The sequence below is a fragment of the Streptomyces mexicanus genome (genome assembly GCF_902506575.1).
GTDB classification, from domain to species: Bacteria; Actinomycetota; Actinomycetes; order Streptomycetales; family Streptomycetaceae; genus Streptomyces; species Streptomyces mexicanus.
The window spans coordinates 5,191,492-5,204,441 of sequence record NZ_LR732544.1 but is presented as its reverse complement, the minus strand read 5'-3'; the positions used below and the strand labels follow the sequence as shown (position 1 = coordinate 5,204,441).

At 72.7% G+C, this 12,950-nt stretch carries 9 protein-coding genes; 2 read left to right on the top strand and 7 right to left on the bottom strand.

All coding sequences use genetic code 11. The features are described 5' to 3' along the window. Nucleotides 1-187: 187 nt before the first annotated feature. The 4 genes from GV126_RS23430 to nsdA form a co-directional block, all read right to left on the bottom strand. Nucleotides 188-2,641 (bottom strand): [protein-PII] uridylyltransferase, encoded by a 2,454-nt coding sequence (locus GV126_RS23430; protein ID WP_159674032.1) that lies wholly within the window; start codon nt 2,639-2,641, stop codon nt 188-190. A 197-nt stretch (nt 2,642-2,838) separates the two neighbouring features. Next, nucleotides 2,839-3,177, bottom strand: a complete 339-nt coding sequence (locus tag GV126_RS23425) for a P-II family nitrogen regulator (protein WP_159670118.1) — start codon at nt 3,175-3,177, stop codon at nt 2,839-2,841. Beyond that, a complete protein-coding gene (locus GV126_RS23420; protein ID WP_159670115.1) occupies nt 3,174-4,526 on the bottom strand; it encodes an ammonium transporter in 1,353 nt (450 codons plus the stop codon). Before GV126_RS23420 ends, GV126_RS23425 begins: the two co-directional genes overlap by 4 nt. A gap of 412 nt (nt 4,527-4,938) precedes the next feature. Next, nucleotides 4,939-6,417: a transcriptional repressor NsdA gene (gene nsdA, locus GV126_RS23415; protein ID WP_159670112.1), complete on the bottom strand. Its 1,479-nt coding sequence runs from the start codon at nt 6,415-6,417 to the stop codon at nt 4,939-4,941. A 448-nt stretch (nt 6,418-6,865) separates the two neighbouring features. Here nsdA and GV126_RS23410 point away from each other — a divergent pair, with 448 nt between their 5' ends. Next, complete coding sequence (locus tag GV126_RS23410) at nt 6,866-7,528, top strand: bifunctional DNA primase/polymerase (RefSeq protein ID WP_159670109.1); 663 nt, start codon at nt 6,866-6,868, stop codon at nt 7,526-7,528. 312 nt (nt 7,529-7,840) lie between these two features. Here the strand turns inward: GV126_RS23410 and ftsY are convergent, their stop codons facing one another. Continuing rightward, nucleotides 7,841-9,052 (bottom strand): signal recognition particle-docking protein FtsY, encoded by a 1,212-nt coding sequence (gene ftsY / locus GV126_RS23405; protein WP_159670106.1) that lies wholly within the window; start codon nt 9,050-9,052, stop codon nt 7,841-7,843. Between the two features lie 224 nt (nt 9,053-9,276). On the opposite strand from ftsY, the gene GV126_RS23400 reads away from it, so the two are divergent. Continuing rightward, nucleotides 9,277-10,740 (top strand): cytosine permease, encoded by a 1,464-nt coding sequence (locus GV126_RS23400; RefSeq protein ID WP_159670103.1) that lies wholly within the window; start codon nt 9,277-9,279, stop codon nt 10,738-10,740. 225 nt (nt 10,741-10,965) lie between these two features. Here the strand turns inward: GV126_RS23400 and GV126_RS23395 are convergent, their stop codons facing one another. Together GV126_RS23395 and GV126_RS23390 are read right to left on the bottom strand one after the other, a co-directional pair. Beyond that, entirely contained in the window at nt 10,966-11,343 is a 378-nt protein-coding gene (locus GV126_RS23395; RefSeq protein WP_159670100.1) for a hypothetical protein, read from the bottom strand. Between the two features lie 184 nt (nt 11,344-11,527). Then, entirely contained in the window at nt 11,528-12,946 is a 1,419-nt protein-coding gene (locus tag GV126_RS23390) for a sugar porter family MFS transporter (RefSeq protein WP_159670097.1), read from the bottom strand. Nucleotides 12,947-12,950: the final 4 nt, after the last annotated feature.

The following is a 12,950-nucleotide window of genomic DNA, read 5'->3' as shown; positions in this document are numbered from 1 at the left end:
GAGCGTCTTCCAGGGTATCCGGCTTGGCAAGGCAATCGTTCCCGCCCGCGCGTCGAGCGGACGGGAACGGCACGCACCGCGTCGGCGGGGACCACGCGGCATCCGTGTCCGCCTCGGAAAGGCTGCGGGGATCAGCCCCGCACAGGCGGCGAGCACGTCTACGGAAACGCACACCTTGGCCGCGAGGTCACCCCCGCAGCGTCTCCTCCAGCCTCCGCGCCACAGCCGCCGCCTCCCGCTCCACAAGCGGCTCGCCCGCCGGATCGGTGACGTAGAAGGCGTCCACCGCGTTCGCGCCCAGCGTGCTCACGTGCATGCTCCGCACCCGCACCTTCGCGTCCTCCAGGGCGCATCCGATCCGGAACAGCAGCCCGGGTACGTCCTGTGCGCGGACCTCGATCACGGTGGCGTGCCGGGAGGCGGCCGGGGCGACCGTCACCCGGGGCGGGGGCGCCACCACACCGCGCCGGCGGGGTCCGGCCGCGTCGCGCTCGGCCAGGCGGGCGGCGATGTCCAGGGAGCCGTCCAGGGCCCGCACCAGGTCGGCGCGCAGCCGGGTCGCCTGCGGCAGGCTGCCGTACTCGGCGGCGACCCGCCAGTTCAGCAGCAGGACGGTGCCGTCGCCCACGTCGCGGGGCAGTTCCAGGGCGCGCAGCCCGGCGGTGCGGACGGTCAGCCGGTGCAGGGCCAACAGCCCGGCGACCGCGGGCAGCACGCCGGGCCGGTCGGGGACGGCGATGAGCAGTTCCACGCCCAGCGGCTCGGCCTCCTCGCCCCGCTCGGCCACGGGCTCCTCCGCGCGGGCGCGCAGGGCCAGCACCGGGCCGCCGGTGCGGCAGGCCTCGACGGCGAGCCGTTCCTGTTCGGCGGTGGGCGCGTCGGCGGGCTCCGGCGTGTCGGGGACCTCTCCGGCCAGGAGGGGCGGGGCCCGCCGGGCCAGTTCGGCGACCAGGGGCCCGCGCCAGGCGGACCAGGCGGCCGGGCCGGTGGCCAGCGCGTCGGCCTCGGTCAGGGCGTGCAGCAGTTCCAGGGTGCTCTGGGTGCCGACCGCGTCGGCGACCGCGCGGACGGTGGCCGGGTCGTCCAGGTCGCGGCGGGTGGCCGTCTCGACGAGCAGCAGGTGGTGGCGGACGAGAACGGCGAGCACGGCGGCGTCCGCGGCGTCGAAGCCGATACGGCCGGCCATGTCCCGGGCGATGGTCTCGCCGGCCACCGAGTGGTCGCCGGGCCATCCCTTGCCGATGTCGTGCAGCAGCGCGGCGACGAGCAGCAGGTCGGGGCGGTGGACGCGGCGGGTGAGCGCGGCGGCGCGCACGGCGGTCTCGATCAGGTGCCGGTCGACGGTCCAGACGTGGACGGCGTTGCGCTGCGGGCGGCAGCTGACCCGTTCCCAGTCGGGCAGCAGCCGGGTGATCAGGCCCTCGGCCTCCAGCGCCTCCCAGACCTGCACGGTGGGGCGGCCGGATCCGAGCAGGGTGACGAGCTGCTCGCGGGCCTCGGTGGGCCAGGGCGTGGGCAGGGGGCGTGCGGTGGCGGCCAGGCGCCGTACGGCGTGCGGGGAGAGCGGCAGTCCGGCCTGTGCGGCGGCGGCCGCGGCGCGCAGCGGGAGCACGGGGTCGCGTTCGGGGCGCGCGGTGCGGGCGAGGACCACCTCGCCGTCCTGCTCCACGACCCCTTCGGCGAGGGGCGAGCGCTCGGCGTTCGGTTGGCCGCCGCCCCACAGGGCGCGCAGTCGTGGGCGCACGGCGCGCGAGCGCAGCACACGCCCCACTTCGCGCCAGGTGACATCGCCGGCGTACGCGATGACGCGCGCCGCCTCGTAGACCCGCCGCAGCAGCGCGTCGGCGTCGGGCAGGCCGAGGTCGGCGGCGACCTGGTCCTGCTCCTGCAGGGCGAGCCGGTCGGTGGCGCGGCCGGTCGCCAGGTGCAGGGCGTCACGTACGTCGAGCAGTTGCCGGCGGGCCTCGGCCAGGCCCTCGCGCGGGGCGTCGGCCAGCCAGGAGGCGGCGACGGCGCGCAGCGCGGTGGCGTCGCGCAGGCCGCCGCGGGCCTCCTTCAGGTCCGGCTCCAGCAGGTAGCGCAGCTCGCCCTGGCGCTCGGCGCGTTCGGCGCACAGCTGCCGCAGTTCGGGCAGGCGTTTGGGGGCCTGGTTGCGCCAGTCGGCCAGGACGGTGGTGCGCAGGGCGGTGGTCAGGCCGAGGTCGCCGGCGAGGTGGCGGGCGTCGAGCAGGCCGAGCTGGGCCTTGAGGTCGTCGCGTGCCGTGCGGCGGGCCTCGGCGGGGGTGCGCACCGAGTGGTCCAGGTCGAGGCCGAGGTCCCACACGGGGTACCACAGGCGGTCGGCGAGGGCGGCGACCGCTGCGTCGTCCGCGCCGTCGTGCAGCAGGAGCAGGTCGAGGTCACTGCGCGGGGAGAGTTCGCCGCGGCCGTAGCCGCCGACGGCGACCAGACAGATGCCGCGCGCCGCCCCGCCGGCCGCCGCGGTGAACAGGCCGGCCAGCCAGTCGTCGGTGAGCCGGGCGAGGGCGGCACGGCGCGGCGGCCCGGACCGCGCCCCCTCGGTGAGGAGGCGCAGCCGGGCCGCCGCGTAGCCGCCGGGTTCCGTGTCGTCCGCTCCGTTCGGCCCCTTCGGTCCGTTCAGTCCGCTCGGTCCGCTCGACCCGTCCAGCCCGCTCGGCCCGTGCGGTCCCTTCGGTCCGTTCGTTGCGTCGCGCCTGTCGTCCGTGTACGTCCTGTCCGTCACCTGGCGGCTCCCGTCCTCGTGCCGTTCGGCCCGTCCGTGTTCGCGCGGCTCCCGCGGATCACGCGGTGCCCACGGTCCGCCCCGTTCGCAGTTCCTCAGAGCGCGTCCGGGCCGCGCTCGCCGGTCCGCACCCGTACGGCCGTCTCGACCGGCAGGGACCAGACCTTCCCGTCCCCGATCTTGCCCGTACGCGCGGCCTTGACCAGGACCTCGATGAGCTGTTCGGCGTCGTCGTCCTCGGCCAGCACCTCGATGCGGATCTTGGGTACAAGGTCGACGGTGTACTCGGCACCCCGGTAGACCTCGGTGTGCCCGCGCTGGCGTCCGTAGCCGCTGGCCTCGGTGACGGTCAGGCCGTGGACGCCGAAGGCCTGCAGGGCCTCCTTGATCTCGTCGAGCCGGTGCGGCTTGACGACGGCGGTGATGAGCTTCATGCGTCCACCTTCCTGGTCTGCTTGGGCTGCCCGGCGGCGGCCGCGACGGGGCCGGTGACGGCGGCGAGGACACCGCCGCCGGCGCCGCTGAAGTCGTAGGCGGTCTCGGCGTGCTCGGCCTGGTCGATGCCGGAGACCTCCTCGTCCTCGGTGACCCGCATCCCGATGGCCTTGTCGACGAGGAAGGCGAGGACGGCGGAGGCGACCAGGGAGTAGGCGAGGACGGCGAAGACACCGGCGCACTGCTTCCAGAACTGATCCAGCCCGCCGCCGTAGAACAGGCCCTTGACGTCGGACTGGCCGGTGCCGCTGGCGAAGAGGCCGACCAGCAGGGAGCCGATGACACCGCCGACCATGTGGACGCCGACCACGTCGAGGGAGTCGTCGTAGCCGAACCGGTACTTCAGGCCGACGGCCATGGCACACAGGACACCGGCGACGACGCCGACCGCGATGGCGCCCAGCGGGGAGACCGCGCCGCCGGACGGAGTGATCGCGACCAGGCCGGCGACCGCGCCGGAGGCGGCGCCGAGCGTGGTGCACGCGCCGTGCCGGATCTTCTCGTAGGCCAGCCAGGCGAGCATGGCGGCGGCCGTGGCGACCTGGGTGTTGACGAACATCAGCGCGCCGACGCCGTCGCTGTTGCCGAGCCAGGAACCGGCGTTGAAGCCGAACCAGCCGAACCACAGCAGGCCCGCGCCGAGCATGACCAGGGGGAGGCTGTGCGGGCGCATCGGGTCCTTCTTGAAGCCGACGCGCTTGCCGATGACGAGGATCACGCCGAGCGCCGCGGCGCCGGCGTTGATGTGGACGGCGGTGCCGCCCGCGAAGTCGATCACCCCGAGGTCGAAGGCCCAGCCGCCGGAGCCCCAGACCCAGTGGGCGACCGGGAAGTACACGATCGTGACCCACAGCACCACGAACAGCGACCAGGCGGTGAACTTGACCCGGTCGGCCAGGGCGCCGCTGATCAGGGCCGGGGTGAGGACGGCGAACATCAGCTGGAAGACGGCGAAGACGAAGACCGGGATGGTGTATCCGGGCCACAGGTCGGTCTTGCCGATGCCGCCGAGGCCGACGTAGTCGGAGGTCCAGCCGACGAGGGAGCCGTGGTCGGTGCCGAAGGCCAGCGAGAAGCCGTAGAGCACCCACAGGAGGGTGACGATCCCGAGGCTGATGAAGCTCATCATCAGCATGTTCAGGGTGCTCTTGACGCGGACCATGCCTCCGTAGAAGAAGGCCAGGCCCGGGGTCATCAGCATCACCAGGGCGGAACAGATCAACATGAAGCCGGTGTCGGCGGACGACAGCTTGGGTGTGTCCGCCGCGAGCAGGATGGCTGGTGCCATCGGCGTCTCCTCGTCGGTTGTACGGCCCCGTGCGGGCGAAGCCTGGGCGGTCCGGACGTGCGGACGGTGCGGTCCTCGCGGGGACCGGGCCGTCGTCCGGGCAGTGAGGGGTGGGCCGGTTCTGCGCACGAGGTTCGCGCAGCGCGGTTTCGGTGGACGCCCCTCGTTGTTTCGCCGGGGTGACGAAGGCGCCTGGCGTGTTACGCGCCGATGAATTCCGTACGGAGCGCATGGGTCCCGCACGGAGGGACGGGGTCCGTACGGGGCGGAGACTCCTTACGCCGCGGAGACTCCGTACGGGGCGGAGACGCGGACCGGCCGCGGCCGGCCTTCCGATGACCTGGCATGGGGGAGCCGAGTCGGGCAGTTCGGGAGGGCCGGCCGCGGCCGGGGTTCGACGGGGCCGCCGCGGTCAGACGGCCTCGGCGGCTTCGGGCAGGTCGGTGGCGAGCTTTTCGCTCAGGCTGACGACCTCGGCGAGGTCGCCGTAGTCGCGTACGGCGGTGTCGATGGTCTTGCGGATGCGGGTGTTGAGGCGCTCGGAGCGGACCTTTCTGGCCGCCTCGATGGCCCGCGCGGCGTAGTGCGTGCTCTGCTCGGGCTCGCGCTGGAGCAGGTGGACGGTGGCCATGCCGATGAGGTTCAGCGCATACGACCGCTGGTGCTCCTGGTCCGCGGCGAACAGCTGCACCGCCTTGTCCATCAGCGGTTCGGCCAGGGCCGCGTACGTCGGGCTGCGGCCGGCGACGTAGGCGAGGTCGCGGAAGGAGTGGGAGTTCTCGGCGTACAGCTCGGCCTCGGAGAAGAAGCGGATCCAGTCGGGGTCGGGCTCGTCCCAGTCGTCGGCCTCGGCGAAGGTGTCCTCCGCCAGGCGCACCGCCCGCTTGCACTTGCCGGGCTGGCCCATGTTGGCGTAGGCCCGCGCCTCCATCGCATACAGCATGGCCTGGGTGCGCGGGCTCGCGCAGTCCCGGCTGCCGTACTGGGCGAGGTGGATCAGCTCCAGGGCGTCCTCGGGGCGGCCGAGGTGGATCATCTGGCGGCTCATGCTGGACAGGACGTACGAGCCGAGCGGCTTGTCGCCGGCCTCCTTGGCGGCGTGCAGGGCGAGCACGAAATACTTCTGCGCGGTGGGCTGCAGGCCGACGTCGTAGCTCATCCAGCCGGCCAGCTGGGCCAGCTCGGCGGCGACCTTGAACAGCCGCCGGGTGGTGTCCTCCGGCTGGGGCTCCTGGAGCAGGTCGGTCACCTCGTGCAACTGGCCGACGACGGCCTTGCGGCGCAGGCCGCCGCCGCACTGGGCGTCCCACTTGCGGAACATCACCGTCGTGGTCTCCAGCAGCTCCAGCTCGGGGCGGGAGAGCCGGCCCGGGCGGCGCCCGGCGGACGGCTCGGACTCGCGCTGCGGCGACGGCGGGGAGGGCACGAGCCAGCGCTGCAGCGGCTCGATCAGGGGCGGGCCCGCGGGCAGCGCCAGCGAGCTCCCGAGGAAGCCGCGCCGTGCCAGCATCAGGTCGCTGCGCGAGAACTCGCTGAGCAGGGCCACGGTCTGCGGGCCCGTCCAGGGCGGGTCGACGCCGGTCGCCGAGGGGGACGGGCGGGTGGCGCGCAGCCCCAGGTCCTCCACGGAGACCACGCAGCCGAACCGCTCCGAGAACAGCTCCGACAGGATCCTGGGGATCGGCTCGCGCGGGTTCTCCCCGTCCAGCCAGCGGCGCACGCGGGAGGTGTCGGTGGAGATGTGGTTGGCCCCCACCTGGCGGGCCCGGCGGTTGACCTGACGGGCCAGCTCGCCCTTCGACCAGCCGCTGCGCACGAACCACGACGCCAGCAGTTCGTTCGGGCGCTTGTCCGCCGCAGCGCTCGTCCCGCCACCGCCATTGCCGCTCACTGGAACGCCCCCATTCCTGAAGACCACGTGTCGCCGAGTGCGCCAAGCCCTATCAGAATGCCGGTCGGTGCGGCCGCCGGTCCGCCGGTTTCACCCGTCGAACTGAGTGGCGACTTGCCTGCGGCATACCCACGAGTGCATGTGCCCCGGGGACTCGCACACTGACAGTAATCCTACGATCACGGGTCCGGCCACGTGGATTACTGAATCGCCACCATTCGCCACCCCTTTGAATGAACTCTGCGTGGGCTTCCCACGATTCACTTGACATAGGACAGCAGCGAGCAGGTGGATCGACGCGAGCGAGGGCGCGCATCGCCGACCGCACCACCTGGGACGCTTCCGGGCGCCGCCTGCTTCGGGCGGAGCCGGGGAGGGAGTAGAAACAGAGCGTCACGATCCGCATCCGCCCCGTGACCGATGGGGTGGCGGAACCGTTGGAGGGGGCATGGGCTTCACGATCGGTGGCATGCGCGAGATCCGCACCGGCACGCGGCGGCGCGGCCGGTCGTACCGCTCGTCGGAGTGCACGGCGGTGGCCGAGTACACGAGCCTGTGGGGCTGGGACGTGGTGCGCGGCGCACGGGCCGTGGGCGGGGCCTGTTCCTGCGGGCGCGCCGACTGCCCCGCCCCGGGCGCGCATCCGCTGGAGTTCGCCCCCGAGATCCCGGCCGGCGCCACGCTGGACGAGGTGACCCGGGCCTGGGCCGGGCTGCCGGGGGCCGCGGTGATGCTCGCGCTCGGGCGCGCCTTCGACGCGATCGAGGTCGCCGAGTCCCCCGCGCGGCGGGCGCTGGCCCGGATGGAGCGCATGGGCCTGCCCCTCGGCCCGGTGACCGCCACGCCCGACGGCCGCGCCCACTTCTTCGTCGCCCCCGGGTCGGCGGACCGGCTGCCCCGCCTGCTGTACCGCATGGGCTGGGACGACCCGGCCTCCCTGGACCTGCGCGGCCTGGGCACCGGCCACTACCTGACCGCGCCGCCCTCCGACCGCGGCGGCTTCGGCCCGGCCCGCTGGCTGCGCCCGCCGGGTCTGGACGCGGCGAACCCCCCGGAGGCCCGCCTGCTGCTGGGCACCTTGGCGTACGTGGCTCACCGCTCCCGGGCGTAGCCCGGCCACCTGCGCCCGCCGAACGCCGCTTCCTTCCCCCGCGGCACCCGCCGGGCTCCGCTTCTTCCTCGCACGGCGTCGACCGGGCTCCCCCGGCGTCCGCGGGGCTCCGCCTTCGTCCACGGCCGCCCGCCCGCTCCGTCGTCGTCCGCGGTGCCGCCGGACCCCGCCCTCGTCCCGGCGCCTGCCGAGCTCCTGCACGGATCCCTCGGGCACCCCCGACGCAACAGCAGCGCCCGCTCCCTTCGATCCGGTGATCAGGGGAGCGGGCGCCGCCGTGCGGGGTGGGACCGATCGGCCGGGGTCGGCCGGTCAGTCTCCGATGAGGGCGTCAACGAACGCCTCCGGCTCGAACGGGGCGAGGTCGTCCGCGCCCTCGCCGAGTCCGATCAGCTTGACCGGAACGCCCAGCTCGCGCTGGACGGCGACCACGATGCCGCCCTTGGCCGTGCCGTCGAGCTTGGTGAGCACGATGCCGGTGATGTCCACGACCTCCGCGAAGACGCGGGCCTGGACCAGGCCGTTCTGGCCGGTGGTGGCGTCGAGCACGAGCAGGACCTCGTCCAGCGGGGCGTGCTTCTCCACGACGCGCTTGACCTTGCCCAGCTCGTCCATCAGGCCGGTCTTGGTGTGCAGCCGGCCGGCGGTGTCGATGAGCACCACGTCGGCGCCCATCTCCTTGCCCTCCTTGACGGCGTCGAAGGCGACGGAGGCGGGGTCCCCGCCCTCCGGGCCGCGCACCGTGTAGGCGCCGACGCGCTCGCCCCAGGTCTGCAGCTGGTCGGCGGCGGCCGCGCGGAAGGTGTCGGCGGCGCCGAGCACCACGCTGCGGCCGTCGGCCACCAGGACGCGGGCCAGCTTGCCGGTGGTGGTGGTCTTGCCGGTGCCGTTGACGCCGACGACCATGACGATGCCCGGTTTGCTGGTGGCGGGCTCGGTCTTCACCGTGCGGTCCATGTCGGGACCGACGAGGGTGAGCAGTTCCTCGCGCAGCAGTCCGCGCAGCTCCTCCGGGGTGCGGGTGCCGAGCACCCGGACGCGCTCGCGCAGCCGCTCGACCAGTTCCTGGGTGGGCTGCACGCCGACGTCGGCGGTCAGCAGGGTGTCCTCGATCTCCTCCCAGGTGTCCTCGTCGAGGTGCTCGCGGGACAGCAGGGTGAGCAGGCCCTTGCCGAGGGCGTTCTGCGACCGGGACAGCCGGGCGCGCAGCCGGACCAGGCGGCCGGCGGTCGGCTCGGGGACCTCGATCGGAGGGACGGGAAGCTCTTCGACGACCGGCGGCTCCTCCACGGTGGTGGGCGCCGAGGCCTCCGGAAGGTCCACCTCCTCGATCGTCCGCCGCGGCTCCTCGCGCGGGGTCTCGGCCTCTTCGCCGACGTGCGGCTCGGCCTCGGGTGCGGTGATGTCGGGCGGGCCGGGCGGTGGCGGGGGCAGCGGCTTGCGCCGCCGACTGCCGACGACGAGCCCGCCGAGCGCGCCGAGCACCACCACGGCGATGACTACAGCAAGGATGATGGTTTCCATAACGCGTCCAGTATCAGCCATGGGTCATGGCCGAAGGCCGTTTGTGGCTTCCCCCGAGAGACAAACGCCACCTAAAGCCATGAGTAGGATGAAAGTACGATGGTGCGGGCGGGTCAACACGCGTAGAGTCCCGACGTCGCCGCTCCACCGCGACCGCTGGGCACTTCGCCGCCCGCAGGGACTTCCCCCACGATCACCCCCGAACGAGGCACGGACATTTCTTCATGAGCAAGACCGCCGAGGCCGAAGGCGCACTGGAAACCCGCGGCATCGAACAGGTTCCCGATGCCGAGCGCACCGGCCGGACCCGCGAGCTGTTCCCCACGTGGGTCGGCGCCAACATCAGCGTGCTGCTGCTCACGATGGGCGCGAGCCTCGTCGTGGCCTACCACCTCGCCTTCTGGCAGGCGCTCGTGTGCGCCGTCGCCGCGCCCGTCGTGTCGTACGGCCTGGTGGGGCTGATCGGCATCGCGGGCAAGCGCGGCGGCGCGCCCGGCATGGCGCTGTCCCGCGCGGTGTTCGGGCAGCGCGGCAACCTGCTGCCCGGCGCGCTGATCTGGGTCGCCCGCTGGGGCTGGGAGACGATCAACGCCGTCACCGGCGCCTACGCGATGCTCACCGTGCTGGACATCGTCTTCGGCCTGAAGGCGAACAGCGTGCTGGACATGGTGATGCTGCTGGCCTTCGTCGTCGCGACCTTCGCGATCTCCGGGCTCGGCATCAACGCCGTGCAGAAGTGCAACAAGTACGCGACCTACCTCTTCGGCCTGTTCTCGGTGCTGGTGCTGGTGTATCTGGTCGTGGACACCGACTGGTCGAAGGTGTTCTCCCACTCCGCCGGCTCGACCGCGGCGGTGATCACCGGCATCGGCATGATCGCGGCGGGCGGCGTCAGCTGGATCCCGACCGCGCCGGACTTCACCCGCTATCTGCCGCGCACCGCCTCCTCCAAGGCGATCGTGGGCACCTCGGTGGGCGGCGCCGGCATCGTCGTGCTGCCGATGGTGCTCATGGGCGCGGTGATGGCGGTCTCCACGCCCGACCTGGCCTCGGCCTCCGACCCGGTGTCGTTCCTCGGGGAGATCCTGCCGACCTGGATCGCGGTGCCGTACCTGCTGATCGCGCTGATCGGCATGCTGCTGATCAACTCGATGTCGATGTACTCGGCGGGCTTCACCGCGCAGACCCTGGGCTTCCGCATCCCCCGCCACTGGGCGGTGTCGGTCAACGCCGTGATCTCGCTGGCCTTCGGCGGGGTGCTGATGCTGGTGGCGACCAGCTTCATGGGCTCGTTCATCGCCTTCCTGTCGCTGCTCGCGGTCGCCTTCTCCGCCTGGGTGGGCGTCTTCGGCGCGGACATGCTGCGGCGCACCGAGTACGACGGGCGCGCCATGGCCGACACCACGCGCACCAGCGCCTACTGGTACAAGGGCGGCTTCTCCCCCGCCGCCGTGGCCTCCTGGGCGATCGGCCTGGTCGCGGGCCTGATGTTCACCACCTCCGACTGGTTCACCGGACCGCTGGCGAAGAACAACGTCATCGGTGAGTACGGCCTCGGCTGGGTCGCCACCATCGTGATCTCCGGGGTGCTGTATCTGGTGCTGCCCAAGCCGGCGGCGCTCACCCCGTCCGCGACGGGCACCACCGCCGCCGAGCCCGCCGGCCGGACGGAGTCCGTGCGCGCCTGACGGCCGGGCCCGCCCGGCCACTCGTCCCCCGCCCGCCGTCACGGCGGAGGGGGACTTTTCGTGTATGCGCCACCGGGGGCGGACGACCCCTGCACGCGCACGCCGGCACGCACCGGACGGCACGCACGGCACGCACACCGTCCGCACGGGACGCACAGCACGCACGCCGTCCGCGCGGCACAGGGCGGCACGAGGCCGCGCCACACCGTCGTCGGGCCGCACCGCTCACCAGATCAGCACGCCCCCACCGGTCCGCAGCGCCCACCGGGCGAAGTCCTCGATGATCCGCAGGCGCCGGTGGATCTGGGACCGGTGCTCCTCGACCGTCCGCGGGTGCTCGGTGGCGTGGGCGATCGGGTCCAGGTGGATCCGCAGCAGCGCGGTCTCACACAGCAGGTGCGGCACCTCCTCGGGCTCCACCACGAGATCCCCGTCGGCGAGCTGGGGGAAGAACCGGGCCCCGAGCGCGCGGACGGGCCGCGATCCCCAGACGTCCGTGCGCCAGTTCTCGAAGCCGGCGGACTGGTAGAGGTCGTCCGGCACATCGAGGATCCGCATCTGTCCGCCGGGGTCCCGGACGAACACCTCCACGAGCAGGGTCATGCCAAAAAGGGGACCATCCGCAGCGGCCGGCGGTCCACGTGTTTTCGGGGTCCGCCGCCACCTGCGGACACGCAAACGCCGCCCCCCGCCGGCGGTTGCCGGGCGGGGGACGGCGCACGGTGCGAGGAGAGGGGCAGCGGGGTCTTGGCCCTTCTCCCCGGTTCGCGGGGGCCGGCCGGTCGGCTCAGCCCATCTCCTCCAGCGCCTTGCCCTTCGTCTCCTTGACGAACTTCAGGACGAACGGGATGGAGAGCGCGGCGAAGATCGTGTAGATCACGTACGTGCCGGAGAGGTTCCAGTCGGCCAGCGACGGGAAGCTCGCGGTGATGGCCCAGTTGGCGATCCACTGCGCGCAGGCGGCCACGCCCAGGGCGGCGGCGCGGATCCGGTTCGGGAACATCTCGCCGAGGAAGACCCACACGACCACGCCCCAGGACAGGGCGAAGAAGAGGACGAAGACGTGGGCGGCGATCAGGGCGACCCAGCCCTGGGTGGCGGGCAGCTTGCCGTCGACCAGGTGGAAGGAGAACGCCCAGGCCTCCAGGGCCAGGCCGATCACCATACCGGCGGAGCCGATCAGAGCGAGCGGCTTGCGGCCGATGCGGTCCACGAAGATCATCGCGATCACGGTGCCGATGATGTTGATGATCGAGGTCGTGAACGAGTAGAAGAACGAGTCCGTCGGGTCGACGCCGACCGACTGCCACAGCGTCGAGGAGTAGTAGAACGCGACGTTGATGCCGACGAACTGCTGGAAGACCGACAGGCCGATGCCGATCCAGACGATCGGCTTGAAGAAGAAGCCGCCGCCGAGCAGGTCCTTGAAGGAGGACTTGTGCTCGCGCTTCATCGCGGTCTCGATCTCGGCGACGCGGGCGTCGAGGTCGGTGCCCTTGCCCTCGACCTCGGCGAGGATCTCACGGGCCCGGTCGCGGCGGCCGACGGAGATCAGGAAGCGCGGGGACTCGGGGATGGCGAAGGAGAGCAGCCCGTACAGGACGGCCGGGACGACCATCACACCGAGCATGACCTGCCAGGCCTCCAGACCCATGAGCTTGCCGCGCTGGTCGCCGCCGGCGGCGTTGAGCAGGCCCCAGTTGACCAGCTGCGAGACGGCGATGCCGACGACGATCGCGGCCTGCTGGAAGGAGCCGAGGCGGCCGCGGTAGGCGGGCGGGGCGACCTCGGCGATGTAGGCGGGGCCGATGACCGAGGCCATGCCGATGGCGAAGCCGCCGATGATGCGCCACAGGGCGAGGTCCCACAGTGCGAACGGGAGGGCGGAGCCGACGGCGCTGACGGTGAACAGGACGGCGGCGATCTGCATACAGCGGATGCGGCCGATCCGGTCGGCGATGCGGCCGGCGGTCGCGGCGCCGATGGCGCAGCCGATCAGTGCGATGGCGATGACCTGGGCCAGCGCGGCGGAGCCGATGTCGTAGCGGTCCCGGATCGCCTCGACGGCGCCGTTGATCACGGAGCTGTCGTAGCCGAAGAGGAATCCGCCCATGGCGGCCGCCGCGGCGATGAAGATGACGTGCCCGAGATGATCGGGGTGAGCCGTACCGGCTCCTGGTGTGGGCGCCTGCGCTGTGCTGGTCACGTGT

Excerpts from the sequence above, each read along its gene's own strand:
- GV126_RS23410 (WP_159670109.1), top strand. The coding sequence starts at position 6,866 with ATGGGCTTCACGATCGGTGGCATGCGCGAGATCCGCACCGGCACGCGG.
- ftsY (WP_159670106.1), bottom strand. The coding sequence starts at position 9,052 with ATGGAAACCATCATCCTTGCTGTAGTCATCGCCGTGGTGGTGCTCGGC.
- GV126_RS23395 (WP_159670100.1), bottom strand. The coding sequence starts at position 11,343 with ATGACCCTGCTCGTGGAGGTGTTCGTCCGGGACCCCGGCGGACAGATG.
- GV126_RS23425 (WP_159670118.1), bottom strand. The coding sequence starts at position 3,177 with ATGAAGCTCATCACCGCCGTCGTCAAGCCGCACCGGCTCGACGAGATC.
- GV126_RS23400 (WP_159670103.1), top strand. The coding sequence starts at position 9,277 with ATGAGCAAGACCGCCGAGGCCGAAGGCGCACTGGAAACCCGCGGCATC.
- GV126_RS23420 (WP_159670115.1), bottom strand. The coding sequence starts at position 4,526 with ATGGCACCAGCCATCCTGCTCGCGGCGGACACACCCAAGCTGTCGTCC.